Origin of the sequence: Actinomycetospora flava (genome assembly GCF_037400335.1) — a bacterium.
In the GTDB taxonomy this organism is placed as follows: domain Bacteria; phylum Actinomycetota; class Actinomycetes; order Mycobacteriales; family Pseudonocardiaceae; genus Actinomycetospora; species Actinomycetospora flava.
The window spans coordinates 110,401-131,255 of the sequence record NZ_JBBEGM010000011.1; the positions used below are offsets into that span (position 1 = coordinate 110,401).

At 74.3% G+C, this 20,855-nt stretch carries 17 protein-coding genes; 10 read left to right on the forward strand and 7 right to left on the reverse strand.

Features of this window, described 5'->3' with window-relative positions; translation table 11 throughout:
- Window positions 1–111: 111 nt before the first annotated feature.
- Window positions 112–1,863, forward strand: coding sequence for a sigma-54-dependent Fis family transcriptional regulator (locus tag WCD58_RS23920; RefSeq protein WP_337705590.1), 1,752 nt, complete (start codon window positions 112–114; stop codon window positions 1,861–1,863).
- A gap of 15 nt (window positions 1,864–1,878) precedes the next feature.
- On the opposite strand, the gene WCD58_RS23925 is transcribed toward WCD58_RS23920, so the two are convergent.
- From WCD58_RS23925 to WCD58_RS23940, 4 genes are all read right to left on the reverse strand, one after another.
- Entirely contained in the window at window positions 1,879–2,055 is a 177-nt protein-coding gene (locus tag WCD58_RS23925; RefSeq protein WP_337705591.1) for a DUF6104 family protein, read from the reverse strand.
- A gap of 19 nt (window positions 2,056–2,074) precedes the next feature.
- On the reverse strand, window positions 2,075–5,872 hold the full coding sequence (locus WCD58_RS23930; protein ID WP_444876326.1) for a multifunctional oxoglutarate decarboxylase/oxoglutarate dehydrogenase thiamine pyrophosphate-binding subunit/dihydrolipoyllysine-residue succinyltransferase subunit: 3,798 nt from the start codon (window positions 5,870–5,872) through the stop codon (window positions 2,075–2,077).
- Between the two features lie 228 nt (window positions 5,873–6,100).
- On the reverse strand, window positions 6,101–6,799 hold the full coding sequence (locus WCD58_RS23935) for a zf-HC2 domain-containing protein (RefSeq protein ID WP_337705593.1): 699 nt from the start codon (window positions 6,797–6,799) through the stop codon (window positions 6,101–6,103).
- Window positions 6,796–7,341, reverse strand: a complete 546-nt coding sequence (locus WCD58_RS23940) for a sigma-70 family RNA polymerase sigma factor (RefSeq protein WP_337705594.1) — start codon at window positions 7,339–7,341, stop codon at window positions 6,796–6,798. Before WCD58_RS23940 ends, WCD58_RS23935 begins: the two co-directional genes overlap by 4 nt.
- Before the next feature lie 233 nt (window positions 7,342–7,574).
- Between WCD58_RS23940 and WCD58_RS23945 the strand changes: the two genes are divergently transcribed.
- Together WCD58_RS23945 and WCD58_RS23950 are read left to right on the forward strand one after the other, a co-directional pair.
- Window positions 7,575–8,264, forward strand: a complete 690-nt coding sequence (locus WCD58_RS23945) for a CHRD domain-containing protein (RefSeq protein ID WP_337705595.1) — start codon at window positions 7,575–7,577, stop codon at window positions 8,262–8,264.
- Between the two features lie 2 nt (window positions 8,265–8,266).
- Window positions 8,267–8,866 (forward strand): class F sortase, encoded by a 600-nt coding sequence (locus WCD58_RS23950; protein WP_337705596.1) that lies wholly within the window; start codon window positions 8,267–8,269, stop codon window positions 8,864–8,866.
- Here WCD58_RS23950 and WCD58_RS23955 read toward each other — a convergent pair.
- From WCD58_RS23955 to WCD58_RS23965, 3 genes are all read right to left on the reverse strand, one after another.
- Window positions 8,859–9,512 carry a class F sortase gene (locus WCD58_RS23955; protein ID WP_337705597.1) on the reverse strand — a complete coding sequence of 218 codons (654 nt, stop codon included), beginning with the start codon at window positions 9,510–9,512 and terminating at the stop codon, window positions 8,859–8,861. The genes WCD58_RS23950 and WCD58_RS23955 overlap by 8 nt on opposite strands.
- 109 nt (window positions 9,513–9,621) lie before the next feature.
- Entirely contained in the window at window positions 9,622–10,413 is a 792-nt protein-coding gene (locus WCD58_RS23960) for a hypothetical protein (protein WP_337705598.1), read from the reverse strand.
- A gap of 138 nt (window positions 10,414–10,551) precedes the next feature.
- Entirely contained in the window at window positions 10,552–14,283 is a 3,732-nt protein-coding gene (locus WCD58_RS23965; RefSeq protein ID WP_337705736.1) for an ABC transporter ATP-binding protein, read from the reverse strand.
- A gap of 432 nt (window positions 14,284–14,715) precedes the next feature.
- On the opposite strand from WCD58_RS23965, the gene WCD58_RS23970 reads away from it, so the two are divergent.
- The 7 genes from WCD58_RS23970 to WCD58_RS24000 all read left to right on the forward strand — a co-directional run bounded on the left by WCD58_RS23970 (window position 14,716) and on the right by WCD58_RS24000 (window position 20,767).
- Window positions 14,716–15,336, forward strand: a complete 621-nt coding sequence (locus WCD58_RS23970) for a cysteine dioxygenase (protein WP_337705599.1) — start codon at window positions 14,716–14,718, stop codon at window positions 15,334–15,336.
- Window positions 15,337–15,346: 10 nt separating this feature from the next.
- The gene (locus tag WCD58_RS23975; protein WP_337705600.1) at window positions 15,347–15,796 is read left to right on the forward strand and encodes a rhodanese-like domain-containing protein; all 450 of its coding nucleotides are present in this window, start codon (window positions 15,347–15,349) and stop codon (window positions 15,794–15,796) included.
- Entirely contained in the window at window positions 15,793–17,457 is a 1,665-nt protein-coding gene (locus WCD58_RS23980; RefSeq protein WP_337705601.1) for an acyl--CoA ligase family protein, read from the forward strand. The genes WCD58_RS23975 and WCD58_RS23980 overlap by 4 nt, the downstream gene beginning before the upstream one ends.
- Before the next feature lie 120 nt (window positions 17,458–17,577).
- Complete coding sequence (locus WCD58_RS23985; RefSeq protein WP_337705602.1) at window positions 17,578–18,129, forward strand: hypothetical protein; 552 nt, start codon at window positions 17,578–17,580, stop codon at window positions 18,127–18,129.
- Between the two features lie 11 nt (window positions 18,130–18,140).
- Window positions 18,141–18,695 carry a hypothetical protein gene (locus WCD58_RS23990; protein WP_337705603.1) on the forward strand — a complete coding sequence of 185 codons (555 nt, stop codon included), beginning with the start codon at window positions 18,141–18,143 and terminating at the stop codon, window positions 18,693–18,695.
- An 82-nt stretch (window positions 18,696–18,777) separates the two neighbouring features.
- Complete coding sequence (locus WCD58_RS23995) at window positions 18,778–20,133, forward strand: MFS transporter (RefSeq protein WP_337705604.1); 1,356 nt, start codon at window positions 18,778–18,780, stop codon at window positions 20,131–20,133.
- 10 nt (window positions 20,134–20,143) lie between these two features.
- On the forward strand, window positions 20,144–20,767 hold the full coding sequence (locus WCD58_RS24000) for a nucleoside/nucleotide kinase family protein (RefSeq protein ID WP_337705605.1): 624 nt from the start codon (window positions 20,144–20,146) through the stop codon (window positions 20,765–20,767).
- Window positions 20,768–20,855 lie beyond the last annotated feature (88 nt).

Sequence of the window (20,855 nt, forward strand, 5' to 3'; positions counted from 1 at the left end):
CCGCGTGGACCACGAACCGGCCGTGACGATCTGGCGTCTCCGTGTGACGTGGGGCACTGTGGAGTGGGGTCTGCGTCGGGCGGCGGACCCGCCCGGACGTGCGAGGCGACGATGCGTCGAGACGAATCCCGCCACCGACCGACCCTGTCGTCGGTCGAGCTGGTGCGCACGCGGCGCAGCCGCGAGGCCCTGGTCGACCGGGGTGTCCTCGGTGCGCCGCCGGGGCACGCGGGCGTGCCGTCGCTGATCGAGACGAGCTGGCGGCGGTGCGTGGGCGAGGGCGTGCCGGTCGCGCCGGAGCACCTCCCCTACCGCGAGCCCGACGACGTGTCGGCGGCGCTGTCGCGGGCCGCGGCCCCGGTGCTGGACCGGCTGCGGGTCAGCTTCGCCGACGTGGCGGTCGCGATGGTGCTCTCCGACGCGACCGGCCGGATCGTGGTGCGCCACGCCGACGAGCGGCGGCAGCGCACGGCGATGGACCGTGCGAGCGCCGCCGAGGGCTTCGACCTCTCCGAACGCGCGGTCGGCACGAACGGTCTCGGCACGGTGCTCGTCGAGCGGCGCCCGGTGCTCGTGCGCGGCCCCGAGCACTACAACCCGCGCTTCGAGGACCTGACCTGCGCCGGCACCCCGGTCTTCGAGCCGTACACGGGTCGGGTGGCCGGCTCGTTCTCGTTGGCCTGCGCGGTGCGGGACGTGCACCCGCTGATGACCGCGATGACCGCCGACATCGGGCGCCAGATCGAGGAGCGCCTGCTCGACGAGGCGGGGGAGCGGCGCCGCCGGCTCGTCAGCTCCTACCTCGCGGTCGGCGGCACCGGTGAGGGCGCGTTCGTGGTGGACGAGGACACGGTGCTCGCGAACCGGCAGGGGCTCGTGCACGGCGGGCCCGACCTGCACCCGCTGCTCTGGCGCTTCCTCGCCGACCGCGGCCCGGACCGGACGCGGCGGATGATCGTCCCCCTGCCCGACGGTCCCCGCGAGGCCGTGGTCGAGCCCATCCGCGACCGGGGGAGGACGGCGTTCAGCGTGCGTCTGCTCCCCGAGCGGGCCACGCCGGACACGGGCGGCGCCGACGCCGCGCGCGACCGCGCCGGTGCGCCGCTGCACCACGTCCCCGACGTCGACCGGCGCATCCGCCAGGCATTGCGGCTCGGCGAGCGGGTCGTGCTGACCGGCGGCGACGGCACCGGGCGGCGGCACACCGGCCTGCGCGTCCTGCGGTTCCGGGGCGCCCGCGACCCGGTGGTCGTCGACCCGAGCCGGGACGGCGACTGGGCGCCGACCGCACGCGCGGCCGTCGCGGCGGGGCGCGGCGTGCTCGTGCTGCGGGCCCACGCCGTGGTGCCCGACGAGCTCCCGGCGCTCGCCGCGCTCGCCGCGGCGGACCCGCCCGTCGTGATCACCTACGACGCCGACCGCGTGGACGACGCGTCCCTCGGCACGGTCCGCCGGCTCGCCACCGCCGTCCGGCTCCCGACGCCGGCCCAGAGCCGCGAGCACCTGCCGGCGCTCGTGCGCTCGATGCTCGCCGACCTCCCGGAGCCCGACCGGGGGACCCGGCTCGCGCCCGCCGCCTGGGATCTCCTGGCCGGCTGGCACTGGCCCGGCGGGGTCGCCGAGCTCCGGACGACCGTCGTCGGCCTGGCGCGCCGGGCGGGCGGCGGCCTCGTCGAGCCCGCTGACCTGCCCGACGAGCTCCGCGCCCGGCGCCGGTCGGCGGGCCTGCTCGAGCGGGCCGAGCGCGACGCCGTCCTCGGTGCGTTGCGCACCGCAGGCGGCAACCGCAGCCGCGCGGCCCGGGCCCTCGGCATCGGGCGCACGACCCTCTATCGCAAGATGCGCGAGTTCGGGCTGGACTGACGCCCGCCCGTGGCCCTACTCGTCGTCGGCGTCGTCGCGCGCGAGGAACGTCGCGAACCGGTCGGCGGCGCCGGCGTGCTCGGGGTGGGCGTCGACGAAGGCGCGGAGGCGGTCGGCCAGCCACGCCAGGCTGACCTCCTCCTCGCCCCGCCGGTCCTCGAGCTCCTCGATCCCACGGTCGGTGAAGTACATGACCGCTAGTCCGTAGCCACTAGTCGGCCAGCGCCTCGGCGATGAGCGCCTTCTGCTCCACCTCGTGCACCTTGGCGACACCGGCCGCCGGGGCGGCCATGCGGCGCCGGGAGACGCGCTTGAGGTGGGGCAGGCGGCCGTTCATCCGCTCCGGGAGCCACAGGCCCAGGAACGGCCAGGCGCCCTGGTTCGCTGGCTCCTCCTGCACCCAGCGGACGTCGGCCGCGTTCGGGTACCGGTCGAGGACGGCGGTGAGCTCCTCGGTGGCGAGCGGGTAGAGCTGCTCCATCCGCACGATCGCGGTGTCGTCCGTGCGGCCCGCCTTCTCGCGAGCGGCGACCAGCTCGTAGTAGATCTTGCCGGCGCAGAGCAGCACGCGCGTCACGCCGTCCGTGCCGCCGGAGGCGAAGGCGGGGTCGTCGAGGATCGGCCGGTAGCCCCCCGAGGTGAACTCCTCCACCGGGCTCACCGCCGCCTTGTTGCGCAGCATCGACTTCGGCGTGAAGACGACCAGCGGGCGGCGCACGCCGTCGGTGGCGTGGCGGCGCAGCAGGTGGAAGTAGTTCGCCGGGCTCGACGGCAGCGCGACCGTCATCGACCCCTCGGCGCACAGCTGCAGGAACCGCTCGATGCGTCCCGAGGTGTGGTCGGGGCCCTGGCCCTCGTGGCCGTGCGGCAGGAGCAGCACGACGTCGGAGGTCTGGCCCCACTTGGCCTCACCGGACGAGATGAACTCGTCGATGATCGACTGGGCGCCGTTGACGAAGTCGCCGAACTGCGCCTCCCACAGCACCAGCGCCTCGTGGTTGGCCACCGAGTAGCCGTACTCGAAGCCCACGGCCGCGAACTCCGAGAGCGCCGAGTCGTAGGGCATGAAGCGGCCCTGGTCGGCGGTCAGGTTGCGCAGCGGCACGTACTCCGAGCCGTCGTGGCGGTCGATGACCACCGAGTGGCGCTGCACGAACGTCCCGCGCCGGGAGTCCTGCCCCGACAGGCGCACGAGCTTGCCGTCGATGAGCAGCGAGCCCCAGGCCAGCAGCTCGGCGTAGGCCCAGTCGATGCCTTCCTCGGAGCCGGTGGCCGCGGCCTTGGCGCGCCGCTCGAGGACGGGCTTGACGCGCGGGTGCACCGCGAAGCCCTCGGGCAGGTCGGTGTGCGCCCGGGCGATCCGCTGGATGACGTCCAGCGGCACCGCCGTCTGCAGCGAGTTCGGGACGGCCTGCTCGTACTCGACCGACGGGCTCGGCTCGGGGTCGGCCTTCTCGAGCTCGCGGACCTCGTTGAACACGTGCTCGAGCTGGCTGCCGTAGTCGCGCAGCGCGTGCTCGGCCTCGTCGAGCGAGATGTCGCCGCGGCCGATCAGCGACTCGGTGTAGGTCTTGCGCACCGAGCGCTTGGCGTCGATGACGTCGTACATCTCCGGCTGGGTCATCGAGGGGTCGTCGCCCTCGTTGTGGCCGCGTCGGCGGTAGCAGATCATGTCGATCACGACGTCGGAGTTCCAGCGCTCGCGGAACTCGACAGCCAGCCGCGCCACCCAGACGCAGGCCTCCGGGTCGTCGCCGTTCACGTGGAAGACCGGGGCGTCGATCATCTTCGCCACGTCGGTGCAGTAGTGCGTCGAGCGGGTGTGCTCGGGCGCGGTGGTGAAGCCGACCTGGTTGTTGACGATCACGTGCACGGTGCCGCCGGTGCGGTAGCCGCGCAGCAGCGCCAGGTTCAGCGTCTCGGCCACCACGCCCTGGCCGGCGAACGCGGCGTCGCCGTGCAGCGCGACCGGCAGGACGGTGAAGCCCTCCGGGCCCTTGTCGAGCATGTCCTGCTTGGCCCGCACGATGCCCTGCATCACGGGGTCGACGGCCTCGAGGTGCGAGGGGTTCGACGTCAGCGACACCGTGGTCTCGCCGTCGCCGAACATGCGGAAGAACTTGCCCTCGGCGCCGAGGTGGTACTTCACGTCGCCGGATCCGTGCGCCTGGCCCGGGTCGAGGTTGCCCTCGAACTCGCGGAAGATCTGCGAGACGGGCTTGCCGACGATGTTCGCCAGCACGTTGAGCCGCCCGCGGTGGGGCATGCCGACGACGACCTCGTCCATCTCGTGCGCGGCGGCCGTGTCGAGCACGGCGTCGAGCAGCGGGATGACGGTCTCGGCGCCCTCGAGCGAGAAGCGCTTCTGCCCGACGTACTTGGTCTGCAGGAACGCCTCGAACGCCTCGGCCGCGTTGAGCTTCGAGAGGATGTACTTCTGCTCGGCGACCGGCACCTTCTCGTGCGGGCGCTCGATGCGCTCCTGCAGCCAGGCGCGCTTCTCGGGGTCGAGGATGTGCATGTACTCGATGCCGATGGTGCGGCAGTACGAGTCGCGCAGGACGCCGAGGACGTCGCGCAGCTTCATGCAGTCGCGCCCGCCGAAGCCGTCGACGGGGAACTCGCGGTCGAGGTCCCAGAGCGTCAGGCCGTGCGACGCGATGTCGAGGTCGGGGTGCTTGCGCTGGGGGTGCGACAGCGGGTCGGTGTCGGCCATGAGGTGGCCGCGCGTCCGGTACGCGTCGATCAGCTCGATGATCCGCGCGGTGCGGTCGATCTGCGACGACGGCAGGTCCTGGCGCCAGCGGATCGGCTCGTAGGGGATCCGCAGCGACGCGAAGATGTCGTCGTAGAACCCGTCCTCGCCGAGCACGAGGTGGTGGATGCGGCGCAGGAAGTCGCCGGACTCGGCGCCCTGGATGATCCGGTGGTCGTACGTGGACGTCAGCGTGATGATCTTGCTGATGCCCATGTCGGCGAGCTTCTCCTCGCTCGCCCCCTGGAACTCGGCGGGGTACTCCATGGCGCCGACGCCGACGATCGTGCCCTGGCCGACGGTCAGGCGCGGCACCGAGTGGTTGGTGCCGATCGTGCCCGGGTTGGTCAGCGAGATCGTGACGCCGGAGAAGTCCTCCGTGGTGAGCGAGCCCGTGCGGGCCTTGCGCACCATGTCCTCGTAGGCCGCCCAGAACTGGGCGAAGCTCATGTTCTCGGTGCCCTTGAGGGCCACCACGACCAGCGAGCGCGACCCGTCCTTGCCCGGCAGGTCCATCGCCAGGCCGAGGTTGACGTGACCGGGGTCGACGACGGCGGGCTTGCCCTTCTCGTCCTCGCCGAAGTGCCGGTTCATGTTCGGGAAGTCCGCGAGGGCGCGCACCATCGCGTAGCCGAGCAGGTGGGTGAACGACACCTTCCCGCCGCGCGTGCGCCGCAGGTGATTGTTGATCACGATGCGGTTGTCGGCCAGCAGCTTCGCCGGCACGGCGCGCACGCTCGTCGCCGTCGGCAGCTGCAGCGACGCCGTCATGTTCTTGGCGATCGCGTTCTGCGCCCCGCGCAGCGGCTTCGTGGTCTCGACCGCACCGTTGCCGGCACCGGGCTGCGCCGACTTGGCCGGGCTCGTGGTGCCCGCGGCCGGCTTGCTCGTCGAGTCGGTGCCGGTGGAGGTGCCGGTCGACTGGGTGGGCGCGCTCGTCACCGGGGCCTTCTCGCTCGGAGCCTCCGGGGAGGCCTGCTGCTGGGGGGCCTGCTGGGTGCTCTGCTCGGTGCGCTCCGCGGCGGGGCGCTCCGTGGCGGGGCGCTCGGCGGGCGCGGCGTCCGCGCGGGCCTCGCCGTTGGACGACGACGAGCGGGGCTCGGCGGTCTCGGCGGAGAGCGTGCCGTTCGCCGCGTTGCCGGCGCTCGCGTGCGCCCCGGCCTCGTCGGGCGCGGTGTCGGGGCTGTAGTCGGCGAAGAAGTCGTGCCACGCGGCGTCGACGGAGTTGGGGTCGGCCAGGTAGCGCTGGTACATCTCGTCGACCAGCCACTCGTTGGGTCCGAACTGGGCGGTCGGGCTACTACTCGACACGACTCGAAATCGCCTCAATCAGTCGTCGCGGTGGCGTCGGGAGCGTGTCCAGATTAGCGCTTGACACCTCCCGGGGTCGGTGCCCTGTCGGCTACTGCACCGGTCCATGCGGCGGCTCGGCCCCCGATCGGTGCCACAGGGCCACTTCACGGACACGCAGGGTGCCGCACGTCACGCGAATCGCGAGCGCAGGACCTCGTCGCCGTCGGCGTCGGTGACGACGAACCCGCCGGCCTGCTCGCGCAGCACCGAGGAGTTCAGCCGGCAGACCATCTCCGCCGCGCCCGTGCCGCGGAAGGCGCCCGCGGGCACGGGCCGCCCGGCCCGGTCGAGGACGGTGACCTCGTAGCGCTGCCCCTCGGCGAACCCGGAGGCGGTGAGCACCACCTCGACGCCCCAGGTGTGGTCGATCGTGCCGGCGTCGGCGCGGATGCCCGGGTCGAGGGCCTGCACGGCGGCCGGTTCGACCGGCGGCTCGCCCGCCGTGCTCGCGGCGACGCCGACGCCCACGCCGGCGAGCCCGATCACCGCCGCCGCGGCCGCGGCCCCGAGCAGCGGGACGCGGCGGCGCCGGTGGGTCGGCAGCGGCGTCACCGGCGCGTCCTCCTCCCGCAGGCGGCCCAGTACGGCGGCGAAGTCGCCCGGCGGGACCGACGGGGAGGGAGCGGCGTCCGGGTCGACGCGGGCGAGCGGCCCGGCCAGCGGGGCGATCTCGGCGAGCTCGGCGCGGCAGGACGCGCAGCCCGCCAGGTGCGCGTCCACCGCGGCGCGCTCGTCGTCGCCCAGCTGCCCGAGCGCGTGGGCGCCGAGCTGCTCGCGGAGGGCGTCGTGGGCGGGGCCGTCGGGATGGCCGTCGGGAGTTCTGGTCACAGCGGTACTCCCATGTCGTCCATGATGTGCCGCAGGTTCTTGAGCCCGTAGAAGACCCTGCTGCGCAGCGTGCCGACGGGCACGCCCTGCTCCGCGGCGACCTCCGCGTAGGGCCGCCCGCGCACGTAGGTCTCGACGATGGCGCTGCGCTGGTCGTCGCCGAGCCTGGTCAACGCCTCCTCGACGAACCACGACGTCACGAGGTCGTCGCTGAAGTCCCGCTCGGAGGCCGGGGGCAGGTCGCCCGGCGCGGTCGGCGTCCCCGGGCGGCTGCGGTGGTGGCGGACGTGGTCGACCACGACGTTCTTCGCGATCGTGAACAGCCACACGCGCAGGCTCGCGACGGCGGCGTCGTAGCGCTCGGCGTGGCGCCAGGCGCGCACGAACACCTCCTGGACCACGTCGGCCGCGGCCCCGGGATCGCGCAGCTGGCGCAGGGCGAACCGCTCGAGCTCGCCGGCGTGGTCGCGGTAGGCCGCCTCGAGGTCCTCGATGCGGCGCAGGTTCACGGGCGCGCGCGCCGTGCCCGCGGCGTCGCTCACCCGTTCCTCCCTGCGCGGTCTGCCGATCGGAGCATTCTGCGCGTCACCGTGTGACCGCCCCGTGACGTGCCCCGCGGCCGGCACGACGGGCACGGGGGCGGCGCGGGTCACGGTCGTGGGTACGGCGGGGGCGCCGGATCCGTTCAGACATTTCCGGCGCTGCGGTGAACGCGGCGGCGGAGGGCTCCGTAGAGACGGGCGATCCGGACATCCCGCCCACCAGGAGGCCCCTCGTGCGCCGTGCACTCCCGAAGCTCGCCGCCCTCTCCGTCCTGACCGCCGGCGCGGTCCTGTTCAGCGGCGGCACCGCGCTGGCCGACACCCCGGTCGACGAGCCGGACAGCTTCACCAGCATGTTCACCGTCATGGCGACCCCCGACACCGTGATCGGGAACAACGGCCAGCCCGCGCCCGGGCAGCCCGGCGCCACCGGCACGTTCAACTACCGGATCAACAGCGACGAGGACGTGATCTGCTACGACCTCACGCTGAACGGCATCACCGGCGAGTACCAGAGCCCGGCGCGCACCGCGACGCACATCCACGAGGCCGCCGAGGGCGCCGCGGGCCCGCCGCGCATCGCGTTCCCGAACCCGGAGGGCGAGGGCGACACCCGGACCAGCTCGGGCTGCCTGCAGGGGCCGTTCACGACCGGCGTGATGGCGAACGGCCAGGACACCGGTACGGGCTTCACGGTGCGCCAGATCGAGGAGAACCCCTCCGCGTTCTTCGGTGACACCCACACCGCCGACTACACCGCCGGCGCCGTGCGCGGTCAGCTGATGCCCGTGCCGATGGGCGGTGTCGAGACCGGCGCCGGCGGCTCGGACGAGACCGCTCCCGCCGCCCTCGGCGCCGGGGCCCTCGTCGCGGCCGCCGCCGCGGGGGCGTTCGCGCTGCGCCGCCGCGCCAGCCGTTCCTGACGATGCGTCTCGCGCTCGTGCTGGCCGGGATCGTCCTGCTGCTCGCCGGCTGTGCCGGCACGCCGGACGGTCCCGGCCGCGCGGCCGTGTCCTCCGGCGAGCGGCCCGCCGCGGCCGGCGTCGTGCCGGTGTCGCTGCGCGTCCCCGCCATCGGGGTCGACGAGCGGGAGGTCCTGTCCCTCGGCGTGGCGCCCGACGGCACCGCCGAGGTGCCGCAGGACTTCGCGCGCGTCGGGTGGTTCGACCGGACGCTGTCGGCGTGGCGCCGCGGCGCCACGCCGGCCGACGTCGCGATCCCGGCCGGGCGCGGGCCCACGGTGCTGCTCGGGCACGTCGACTCGCGCCGCGGCCCGGCCGTCTTCTTCCGCCTGCGCGACCTGCGGCCCGGCGACGTCGTCGAGGTCGGCCGCTCCGACGGATCCGTGGCGCGCTACGCGGTCGAGCGCACCGAACAGGTCGCCAAGGACGTGTTCCCGACGTTCGCGGTCTTCGGGGCGACGGCGACCGACGTGCTGCGCCTCGTGACCTGCGCGGGCGACTTCGACCGCGGCGAGCGCAGCTACACCGACAACCTCGTGGTGCACGCGACGCGCGTCAGCTGACCAGCCGGGCGAAGACCACCGTGTTGTCGCGGTACGAGCGGGCCGCGTCGTCGAAGGTGCCGCCGCAGGTGATCAGCCGCAGTTCGGGGCCGGCGGTGTCGCCGTAGACCTCGAACCGGGGGAACGCGTCCTTGGGAACCGAGCGCACCTCGTCGACCGCGAACGTCCGCGTGGAGCGGTCGGCGAGGGTCACGGTGATCCGCTCGCCCGGACGGAGCTCGCCGAGGCGGTAGAACACCGACGGGCCGTTCGCGGCGGAGTCGACGTGGCCCAGGATCACCGCGGGCCCGACGCGCCCGGGTGTCGGCGAGCCCCGGTACCAGGCGGCCTGGTCGTAGCGCGGGCCCGGCGCCGGCACCTCGAGCGTGCCGTCGGGCTGCAGGCCGACCTCGTTGACCGGTCCGGTGACGCCGATCGCCGGGATGTCCAGCGCCACCGGCCGGGGCCCGGTCGAGGGCTCCTGGCGGGGGCCGGCGGCCGCCGTCGGCCCGGCGGTCGGGGTCGGTGTGCTCGCCGCAGCAGCGGCCGCCGCCGGTGCGGGCGGGGCGGTGGTGCCGGTCGCCCCGATCCCCACGAGGACCAGACCGAGCACCGCGAGCAGGCCGGCGACGACCGCGAGCGTCCTGCGGGGTCCGGGCTCGGTCACGGCGTGCTCCTCGGGGCGGGGTCGGATCAGGGATCAGGGGGCTGGCGATTACTGGCTGGTATCGCTCGCTCAGCGAGCGACACCAGCCAGTAACCGGGGTGGAGTGCCGTCAGTTCCGGCGCGCACCGCGACGGCGCGCGGCGAGACCGACCCCGCCCGCGACCATCAGGGCCGCGACGCCGGCGACGACCAGCCCGGCGTCGGGACCGCTCGTGGACCCGCCACCGGTCTCCACCCCGCCCGCCGGCATGGCCGGCATCTGACCGGGCAGGTTGACGACGATCGTGGCGACGCCGATGGTCAGCCCGCCCTGGATCGCGTCGGTGCCGAAGGCCTGGTTCAGGGCGTCGGCGGCGCCGGACGACAGACGGACCGTGGTGCCGGTCAGGGTCGCCGTGCCCGCGGCGGCGTCGGTCGTGATGGGCTGCAGCGTCGAGCCGTCCAGGTCGAACAGCACGGCGGACTCGGCGAGCGTCTGGCCGCCCGCGCTGACCTTGCCGCTGAGCGTGGCGGGGTTGCCCGGGTCGATGACGAAGTCGGTCAGCTCGACCTTCGTGTCGCCCTTCGTCAGGCTCAGCCCGCTGCCGTCGTGCTCGATGCGGCCCTGGACGTACGGGTTGGCGTCGCCCGGCCGGTAGACGGTGACGTTGCCGCCGGTGATCGGGAAGCTGACGCTGCCGTTCTCCAGCGTCGCGTCGCCGATCGTGCCGGGCGTGACCTGCAGCTGGCCGAGCGCGTCGGTGAAGCCGGAGTCGAGGCGCACCGAGGACGACTGGCCGGTCAGGTCGGGGATGGTGGCGATCGGGTCGGCGGCGGCAGCGGTGCCGGCGCCGAGCCCGGCGAGGGTCAGTGCCGCCGCGCCGGTGACGACAGCGGCGGCGAGCCTGCGGCGAATGCTCACGGAAAGGCCTCTCTGGCGAGGGCCGGCGTCGTCGCCGACCTGTGCCTGCTTTCCGTGCACCCGGTGCCCGTCGGTTCGGGAAACGGGCGATTGCGCACCAGATCGAACCGCTCGCCCCCTACCGCCCGAAAGCTGTGCTCAGCCGGCGCGGGCGAGGTCGTCGTCCGGGTCGGTGAGCCCGCCCTCGCCGACCGCGTCGTCGACCGTCCCGGCCCCGGCGCGCCAGAGCCGCGCGTAGGCGCCGTCGCTCGCGAGCAGCTCCGCGTGCGTGCCCTCCTCGAGGATCCGGCCGCCGTCGATGACGACGATGTGGTCGGCGCGCGCGGCGGTGCCGAGCCGGTGGGCGACGACGAACGTGGTGCGCGGCGCGGCGAGCCGCTCGCCGGCGGCCAGCACCGCGCCCTCGGTGGCGGGGTCGAGGGCGGCGGTGGCCTCGTCGAGCAGGAGCAACCGGGGGTCCACGAGCTCGGCGCGGGCGAGCGCCACGAGCTGGCGCTGCCCTGCGGACAGGCCGCCGCCGCGCTCGCCCACGGGCTGGCGGAAGCCCCCGGGCAGCGAGGCGATCATCTCGAGCGCCCCGACGTCGCGCGCGGCCTGCTCGACGCGCGCGGGCGTGGCGTCCGGGTCGCCGTAGGCGATGTTGGTGGCGACGTCGCCCACGAACAGGTGCGCCTCCTGCGGCACGACACCCAGGCGCCGGTGCAGGCTCGGCAGGTCGTGGTCGCGCACGTCGACGCCGTCGATGAGCACGGCGCCCGACGAGGCGTCGTAGAACCGGGCGACGAGCTTGACCACCGTCGACTTGCCCGCGCCCGTCGCCCCGACCAGCGCCACCGTGCGCCCCGCCGGCACGTGCAGCGAGAAGTCGGCGAGCGCCGGGGTCTCCGCGCCGGCGTAGGAGAAGCCGACGTCGCGCAGCTCGACCTCGCCACGCAGATCGTCGAGCACCACGGGGTGCTCCGGGGCGGGCACCGAGGTCGGCGTGCGCAGCAGCTCGCCGATGCGCGTGAGACCGACGCGGGCCTGCTGGTAGCCGTCGAACACCTGCGAGAGCTGCTGGACCGGCCCGAAGAACATCGCGAGGTAGAGCAGGAACGCGGCGAGGACGCCGGGGGACAGGCCGCCGGTGGCCACCCGGGCGGCGCCGACGCCGAGCACGGCGGCCTGCGCGAGGTCGGAGAGCATCGCCGCGAACGGGAAGTACGTCGCGATGAGGCGCTGGGCGCGCAGCCGCGCCCGGCGGTAGGCGTCGCTGTTGTCGGCGAACGTGGCCGCCGAGAGCTCCTCGTGGGTGTGGGCCTGCGCGACCCGCAGTCCGGCGACGTTCTCCTGCAGGTCGGCGTTGACGACGCTGACCCGCTCGCGCGCCTCGGCGTACGCGACCGACGACATGCGGCGGAAGATCACCGTGGCGATCACCAGCACGGGCATCACCGCGAGCGCGACCAGCGCCAGCTCGACGTCGGTGACCAGCAGCGCGACGGCCACCCCGAGGATCGTCAGCAGGGCGACGAAGGCCTGGGCGAGCCCGGTCTGCAGAAACGTCGACAGCGCGTCGACGTCCGTGGTCATCCGCGTCATGATCCGGCCGCCGAGCTCGCGCTCGTAGAAGTCGAGGCCGAGCCGCTGCAGGTGGGCGAAGCTGCGGGTGCGCAGCAGGTAGAGCCGGCCCTCACCGATGCGCGCGGTGAGCACGGTCTGGGCGGCGACCACGAACCAGTCGACGGCGACCACGATCACGCCGAGCCCCACCGCGAGCCACAGGACGTCCAGCGAGCGGGCCTGGATGCCGCCGTCGACCGCGAGGCGCGCCAGCGACGGGAACGCGACGGTGGCCGCCGCGTCGAGCCCGAGGAGCACCACCGCGAGCAGCAGCGCCCAGCGCACCGGGCGCAGCAGCCGGCCGAGGCGGAACGCGGGGTCGGGCGCCGTCGGGTCCTCGCCGTAGAGGCGCGGCGCCTCGCCGGCGGGCGGCAGGCGGTCGAGCTGCGCGCGCATCTCCGGCGACGCCCCGCCGTTGATCCCGCCCGCGAGCGCGTCCGACCCGGCCGCGACGGCCACCGGCTCCGGCGCGGGCAGCGGCCGGTCGGGCGCGGGGTCGTCGGGCCACAGCGAGCGGGTCAGACCCGGGGTGACCTCGGCCGACCCGTCCGGCGCCCGCCCGTTCTCGTCGATCCGCCCGGTCTCGTCGATGCGGTCCTGCGGGCCGGCGAGCAGCTCGCGGAAGAGCCGGCACCGGCCCTCGAGCTCGGTGCGGGTACCGACGTCGACGACCCGGCCGCCGTCGAGGACGGCGATGCGGTCGGCGAGGGCGAGCGTGGAGCGCCGGTGGGCGATGACGATGGTGGTGCGCTGCGCGGTGACCGCCCGCAGCGTCTCGCCGATCGCCGCCTCGGTGCTCGCGTCGACCGCCGACGTGGCGTCGTCGAGGACGAGCACCCGGGGGTCGTAGAGCAGGGCGCGGGCCAGGGCGACGCGCTGGCGCTGGCCGCCGGAGAGCGTGAGCCCGCGCTCGCCGACGCGGGTGTCGTAGCCCTCGGGCAGCGCGGTGATGAACGCGTCGGCCTGCGCGGCGACGGCGGCCGCGCGGATTTGTTCCTCGGTGGCGTCCGGGAAGCCGTAGGCGATGTTGGCGCGCACGGTGTCGGAGAAGAGGAACGCCTCCTCGAACACCACGCCGACCGCGTGGCGCAGGGAGTCCAGCCGCAGCTCGCGCACGTCGGCGAGGTCGCCGGGCGGGCCGATGCGCAGCGAACCCTCCTGCACGTCGTAGAACCGGGGCGCGAGCAGGGCCACCGTCGACTTGCCCGAGCCCGCGGTGCCGACCAGCGCGACCGTCTCGCCCGGGGTGATGTCGAGCGAGAGGCCGTCGAGCACCGGCTCGCTGCGCGCGTAGCCGAAGCGCACGTCGTCGAGGCGCACGCCCAGCGGGCCGTCGGGGACGACGCGGGCGCCCGGGGCGTCGACGATCTCGGGCTGGGAGTCGACGAGCTCGTAGACGCGCTCCACGCTCGCGCGGGCGAGCTGGCCCATGACGACCAGCCCCGCGACCAGGCGCGCCGGCCCGACCAGGGCGGCGATGTACGAGGTGAACGCGATGAACACGCCCAGCGAGATCGACCCGTCGACCGCCAGGGCGCCGCCGAGCGCGAACACGACGAGCTGCCCGACCGTCGGCAGGGCCGTCAGCGTGGGCGTCAGCCGGGCGTTGAGCCACGCGGCGCGCAGGCGCTCGGCGTAGAGCTTCCGCGCGGCCTCGCGCAGCCGGCCGACCTCGCGCGTCTCCTGCCCGAAGCCCTTGACCACCCGGACCCCGGTGACCGTCTCCTCGACGTGCTGCGCGACCTCCGCCGCGCGCTGCTGCGCCGACCACGTCGCCGGGTACAGCCGGCGGCGCAGGCGGGCGGTGAACACGGCGCCGAGCGGCAGCACGACCAGCGAGACGGCCGTGAGCAGCGGCGACAGGAACATCATGATCGCGACCGACACGACGAGCTGGCCGAGCGTGCCCGCGACCAGCGGCACCATGCCGAGCAGCCCCTGGACCTGCTGCAGGTCGGAGTTCGCCCGCGAGACGACCTGACCGGTGCGCAGCGCGTCCTGCTTCGGGCCGTCGAGGCGCGAGACGGAGCCGAACACGCGGCGCCGCAGGTCGTGCTGCACCCCCAGCGACAGCCGTCCGCCCAGGTAGCGGCGCAGGAAGGCCGCGCCGAAGCGGACCACCGCGATGCCGGCCATGGCGGCGACCAGCCAGCCGAGCCCCGCGGTGGACCCCGCGACGGCGCGGTCGACCGCCGTGCCGATGAGCAGGGGGCCGACGGCCTCGAGGCTGACGCCGAACACGGAGGCGGTGAGGGCGGCGACCGTCAGCGCCGGGCGGCGCCAGCAGTCGCGGGCGAGACGCCGGACCCAGCCGCGCTCGCGGCGTGCCGGCGCAGGGGTGCGCTCCGTGGTGTCCTCCGGGTGTGGTGGCCGGGTGTGGTGGTGGCCGATCCCCTCCAGATTAGGACCGCCCACCGACACCCCGCCCGACGCGGTGATCCGGATCGGGACCCGCACGTGACGAACCCCCGGCGCCGTGGTCAAATGTGCCCGTGCAGCACTTCCTCCTCGGCCCCCTCTGGGAGAGCCGTCGTGCGCACCTGTTCGACCAGCGGTGTTGCCGGGCCTGACGAGTCGAAGTCACGTGCCGTCCGGCCGTGACGTCCCCTCGCCCGCGCACCGCACCTCCCTCCTGTGATCGGCTGAAGACCGCCGGTGGCGTGGGTGCGCGGACGCCCGCACCCCCGGAGGACGAGTTCCGTGACCGCCCTGGTCGACCACCCCGCGCACGACCGCACCGCCCGTTCCGACACCTTCACCCGCCCCCGCTCGCGCCGCCCCGACCTGCGGCGCTGGCAGGACGGCCCGACCCCGGCGAGCCTCGCCGACCTCCTCGCGCTCACCCGCGAGGTGGCCGCGGAGGTCGACGCCGGCCGCCACACCGTCGAGGTCGACCCGGCGCACCGCTGGTCGCGGCGCCTGCACGCCGACGACCACCTCGACGTCTGGCTGATCTCCTGGGCCACCGACCAGGCCGCCGAGCTCCACGACCACGGCGGCTCGATCGGCGCGCTCACCGTCGTGCGCGGCTCGCTGACCGAGTGGCGCTGGACCGCGGGCTCCGAGGACGACAGCAACTGCCCCGCCGAGGAGCTGCCCGCCCGCGGGCCGGGCCTGCGCCGCCGCGCGCTCGACCCGGGCCGCTCCGTCGCGTTCGGTCTCGGGCACGTGCACGACGTGTCGAACCGCAACGTCGAGACCGCGGTCAGCGTCCACGCCTACTCGCCGCCGCTGTCCGCGATGTCGTACTACGGCGTCGAGGCGGGCGTGCTGCGCCGCACGCGCTCGGAGCTCATCGCGCCGGGACAGGCTCCCGAATGAAGGGCCGCGAGTGACCACGATCGCCGAGATCCTCGCCGACGCGCGGGCCCGCCTGCACCGCCTCGACCCGGCCGACGCGGCCGCGGCCGTCGCGGCGGGCGGGCGCCTGGTCGACATCCGCCCCGGCTGGCAGCGCCTCGACGAGGGCACGGTGCCGGGCGCGCTGGTGATCGAGCGCAACCACCTCGAGTGGCGCCTCGACCCCGCCTCCGACGCCCGCGTCGCCGAGGCCACCGACCACGACCAGCAGTGGATCGTGCTGTGCTCCGAGGGCTACACGTCCTCGCTCGCGGCGGCGGCCCTGCAGGACCTCGGGCTGCACCGGGCCACCGACGTCGTCGGCGGCTTCCGGGCCTGGGCGGCCGAGGGGCTCGAGACGGCGCCCGGGTCGGACGAGCGGCCCGACTACGCCCGCCGTCACGCAGGGGGCCCTGGCCCGACACACGGCGACGGGCGATGATCCGGGGCGTGACCGCGCCCGAGACCTGGATCACCCCGCTCACGCCGCTCGCGTTCCTGCGCCGCTCCGCCGACGTCTATCCCGACAAGACGGCGATCGTGCACGGGACCGAGCGCACGAGCTACGCCCGGTTCGCCGAGCAGGCCCAGCGCCTGGCCCGCGCCCTGCGCGCGAGCGGCGTGCAGCCCGGCGACCGCGTGGCGTGCCTGCTGCCCAACGTGCCGCCGATGCTCGTCGCACACTTCGGCGTGCCGCTGGCCGGGGCCGTGCTCGTCGCGGTGAACACACGCCTGTCGGGCGAGGAGGTGCGCTACATCCTCGACCACTCGCAGGCGACCGTGCTGATCGTCGACTCGGCGCTGCGGGGCACCGTCGAGCCGATCGCGGGCTCGCTGGAGACCGTGCGCGAGATCGTCACCCTCGTCGACCCGCAGGGCCCGGACGCGGGCGCGTCGGTGGACGGCCCCACCTGGGACGACCTGCTGACCCGCGGTGACCAGGGCGAGGACCTCGCCTGGGAGATCACCGACGAGCGCTCCACGATCAGCATCAACTACACGAGCGGCACCACGGGGCGTCCCAAGGGCGTCCAGTACCACCACCGCGGCGCGTACCTGAACTCCTTCGGCGAGATCGTCCACTCGTACCACGACCCGTCGACGGTCTACCTGTGGACGCTGCCCATGTTCCACTGCAACGGGTGGTGCACGCCGTGGGCGATCACGGCGATCGGCGGCACCCACGTGTGCCTGCGCGAGGTGCGCGGCGACGCCATCTGGAACCTCATCGGCGAGCACCGGGTCACCCACCTCAACGGCGCGCCGACCGTCGTCACCACGATCATGAACGCGGCGGAGGCGCGGACCCTGGACTACGCGCTGGTCGTCACCACCGCCGGCGCGCCGCCGAGCCCGACCACCATCCTCGAGATGGAGAAGATGGGCTTCCGGATCGTGCACGTCTACGGGCTCACCGAGACCTACGGGCCCTACTCCGTGTGCCAGTGGCAGGAGGAGTGGCGCGGGCTCGAGGAGCACGCGCGGGCGAAGCTGCAGGCCCGCCAGGGTGTCGGGATGCTCCAGACCGAGCCGCTGCGCGTGGTGGAGACGCTCGGGGAGGGCGTCACCGACTGGGCGTCGGTCGAGCTCGTCGACGTGCCCCACGACGGGGAGACGATGGGCGAGATCGTCATGCGCGGCAACAACGTCATGTCCGGCTACTTCCGCGACCCCGACGCGACGGCCAAGGCGTTCGCCGGCGGCTGGTACCACTCGGGCGACCTGGGCGTCATGCACCCCGACGGCTACGTCGAGCTGCGCGACCGCGCCAAGGACGTCGTCATCTCCGGCGGCGAGAACATCTCGACCGTCGAGGTGGAGCAGGCCGTGCTCTCCCACCCGGCGGTGCTCGAGGCGGCCGTGGTCGGCGTGCCCGACGACACGTGGGGCGAGCGGCCCAAGGCGTTCGTGATCCTGCGCTCCGGGCAGTCGGCGGAGCCCGACGCGATCATCGAGCACGTCAAGGGCACCATCGCGCGCTACAAGGCCCCGCGCGACGTCGAGATCGTCGACGACCTGCCCAAGACGTCGACCGGGAAGATCCAGAAGTTCGAGCTGCGCGCGAAGGAGTGGGGCGAGGGCACCACGCGCATCCGGGGCTGAGCCGCTCGCCGCGCCCACACCTCACCCGGCCGTGCCGGGCGCATGACGGGACCCGCCGACGGGAAACGCTGCGGGACGGCGGAGACTGTCCGCCGCTGTCGCGATGAGGAGCGAGGACGCGTGAGCGAGGAGCCCGTCGACCGGATCGAGGCCGAGGTGGAGAACGACATCTCCGCCCTCGACGCCGAGCCGTCCGTCGTCATGGACGAGGACCGCATGGGTGCCGACCCGCTCGAGGACGGCATGGACGCCCCCGAGGGCTACAGCCGCGACGTGCGGCTCGGCGGCACCCAGGAATGGGAGACCGAGTCCCCCAGCATCGACTACCGCCTGCCGCAGGAGGAGCCCGAGGCGGAGGCCGAGCAGCCGCCGGACCGGCCGCTCGCGGACACGCCGATCGACGAGCTCGACGAGTCGGTCGACGACCCGGCGAACGCCGTCGACGGCGTCGGCGGCGCCGCGGTGCTGGACACGCAGGGCGGCGACGGTGCGACGGAGGCCGAGCTGCTCGCCGACGAGGAGCGCGAGGTCCAGCTCGGCGTCTCGTCCGCGAACGGCAGCGCGGAGCCGACCGGCCTGCCCGCCGACGACACGATCGGCGAGGTCGCCGGCATCGACCGGGAGCCGGGCACCGTCGAGGAGCAGGCGCTGCACGTGGAGCAGGAGAACTGAGCACCGTGAGGATGGCGCGCCCGGCCGTACCGCGACGTGTGGTCCTCGCCGCCGGGGCCGTGGCCGCCGTCCTCGTGGTGCTGCTGGCCGGCGCGCTCATGGCCGGCTGGCGCCCGTTCACCGCCGCCCCCGACGTGCTGACGTTCGGGGCGGGCGGCGACCTCGAGCAGTTCACGCTGTTCGAGGGCCAGTGCGCGCGCGGGCAGCTGGCCTCCGGCGGCGGCTTCGGCGCGGACGCCGACGCACAGTGCGGCACGCCCCACGACGTCGAGGTCGTCGCGTCGACCGCGCCGATCGGCGAGGGCCGCGCGGTGTCGTACCCGGGCGAGGCCGCCCTGGCCGACTTCGGGCGCGCCTTCTGCGCGATGTACGTCGACTCCGACCTGCTGGTGCCGTCCGCGAGCGGCGTCGACCGCGACGACCTGCGCATGACCGCCGTGGTGCCGAGCCGGGCGGCGTTCGCCGACCCGGGGTCGGCGGGAGCCACGCGCGGTGGCCGCGAGGTCAGCTGCCTCATCTCGCGCAGTGACGGCGAGCCGCTCACCGACCGCTTCTCGGTGATCTGACCGGTGCTGCTCCGAACGGCGTAGTCACGCGGAGCGCCCGAGCTATTGCCCTGTGTGAGTGAAGTCGCAACGATGGTCCGGCATGAGCACACTTCCCGCCGGAGCCGACCGTCGGGCGCTCAAGCGCCGGGCCGTCGTCGCGAGCACCGTCGGTACGACCATCGAGTGGTACGACTTCTTCCTCTACAACACCGCCGCCGCGCTGGTGTTCGGGCCGCTGTTCTTCGCGAACTCCGAGGCGGGCGGGGTCCTGCTGGCGTTCTCGACGCAGTTCGTGGGGTTCGCCGCGCGGCCCATCGGCGCCGCGATCTTCGGCCACTACGGCGACCGCATCGGCCGCAAGTACAGCCTCGTCGCCACGCTGCTGCTCATGGGCGGGGCGACGGTCGTCATCGGCCTGCTGCCCACCTACGAGACGATCGGCGTGCTCGCCCCGATCCTGCTGACGCTGCTGCGCGTGCTGCAGGGCATCGGCGTCGGCGGTGAGTGGGGCGGCTCGGTGCTCATGGCCATGGAGTGGGGCCACCGCCGCCAGCGCGGCCTCATGGCGGCCTGGCCGCAGGCGGGCGTCCCGATCGGGCTCGCGCTCGGCACGTTCGTGGTCTGGCAGTTCTCCGGCCCCGAGTTCCTCGCCTGGGGCTGGCGGGTGCCGTTCATCGCCAGCGTGGTGCTCATCGGCATCGGGCTCTGGGTGCGCCTCACGGTCCTCGAGTCGCCGGCGTTCGCCCAGGTGAAGACGTCGGGCAAGGTCGCGAAGCTGCCGCTGGCCGAGACCCTGCGCACCCAGTGGCGCGACGTGCTCAAGGCGATGTTCGTCCGCACCGCCGAGCAGGGCCCGTTCTACCTGTTCACCTCGTTCGTCCTGGTCTACGGCACCCAGCAGCTCGACCTGGAGCGCAGCGACCTGCTGCTCTACCTGATCTTCGCGGCCTGCATCGGCATCGTCAGCGTGCCGTTCTTCGGGTGGCTCTCCGACCGGATCGGGCGGCGCCTGGTGTACGGCGCGGGCGTCGTGCTGACGGGGCTCTACGCGTTCCCGTACTTCGCGCTGCTCGACACACGGACCGGCGGGCTGGTCCTGCTCGGCATGATCCTCGGCCTGGTGTTCCACGACCTGATGTACGGGCCGCAGGCGGCGCTGATCTCCGAGAGCTTCGGCACCGGCATCCGCTACACCGGCGCGGGCCTGGGCTACCAGCTCGCCTCGATCACCGCGGGCGGCCCGGCGCCGCTCATCGCCGCGGCGATCCTGGCCGCGACCGGGTCGAGCTTCTGGATCTCGATCTACATCGTGATCTGCGCGGTGGTCTCGCTGGGCGCCCTGCTGCTCATGCACCCGCGCCCGCCGGAGGCCGACGAGGCCGACTTCGCGTCCGAGGACAACGCGGGCCAGGACGCGATCGACGACGCGGCGCGCTCGGAGCGCACGGCGACGTAGTTTCGAGGGGATGCCGATCCGCCCCCTGACCCCCGACGCCCTGGCCGGCGAGCTCGTCGCCGCGATCGAGCGCGCCGGCCCGGGACACGTCCGGGTGCTGGTCGACGGGGCGCCGCCGGCCCGCCCGGAGGTGCTCGCCGACGCGCTCGTCGACCCGCTGCGGGTGCGCTCGCGGCCCGTGGTGCGGGTGTCGGCGTGGGACTTCCTGCGCCCGGCGTCGGTGCGCCTCGAGCGCGGGCGCACCGACCCCGACTCGTTCTACGACGACTGGCTCGACGCGGGCGCGCTCGTGCGCGAGGTGCTCGCCCCGCTCGGTCCCGGCGGCAGCGGGGAGGTGCTGCCGCGGCTCTGGGACGTGGAGGTCGAGCGCGCGGCACGCGCGGAGCGGGTCTCGCTGCCGGCGTCGGGCGTGGTGGTCGTCGACGGCCCTTTGCTGCTCGGCCGCGGCCTGCCGGCGGAGCTCGCGGTGCACCTCGCCCTCTCGGACACGGTGCTCCAGCGCCGCACCCCCGCCGACGAGGCGTGGACCCTGCCCGCCTACGCGCGCTACGCCGACGAGGTCGACCCGGTGAGCGTGGCGGACCTCGTCGTCCGCGCCGACCACCCCGACCGCCCGGCCCTCCAGACCGCCTGACCCCTGACGCACGTCGTATGTCAGCGTGGCGGCCACGCTGACGTTGAACGTCAGGAAAGGCGCCACGATCTTGGACGCGCGAGCGATG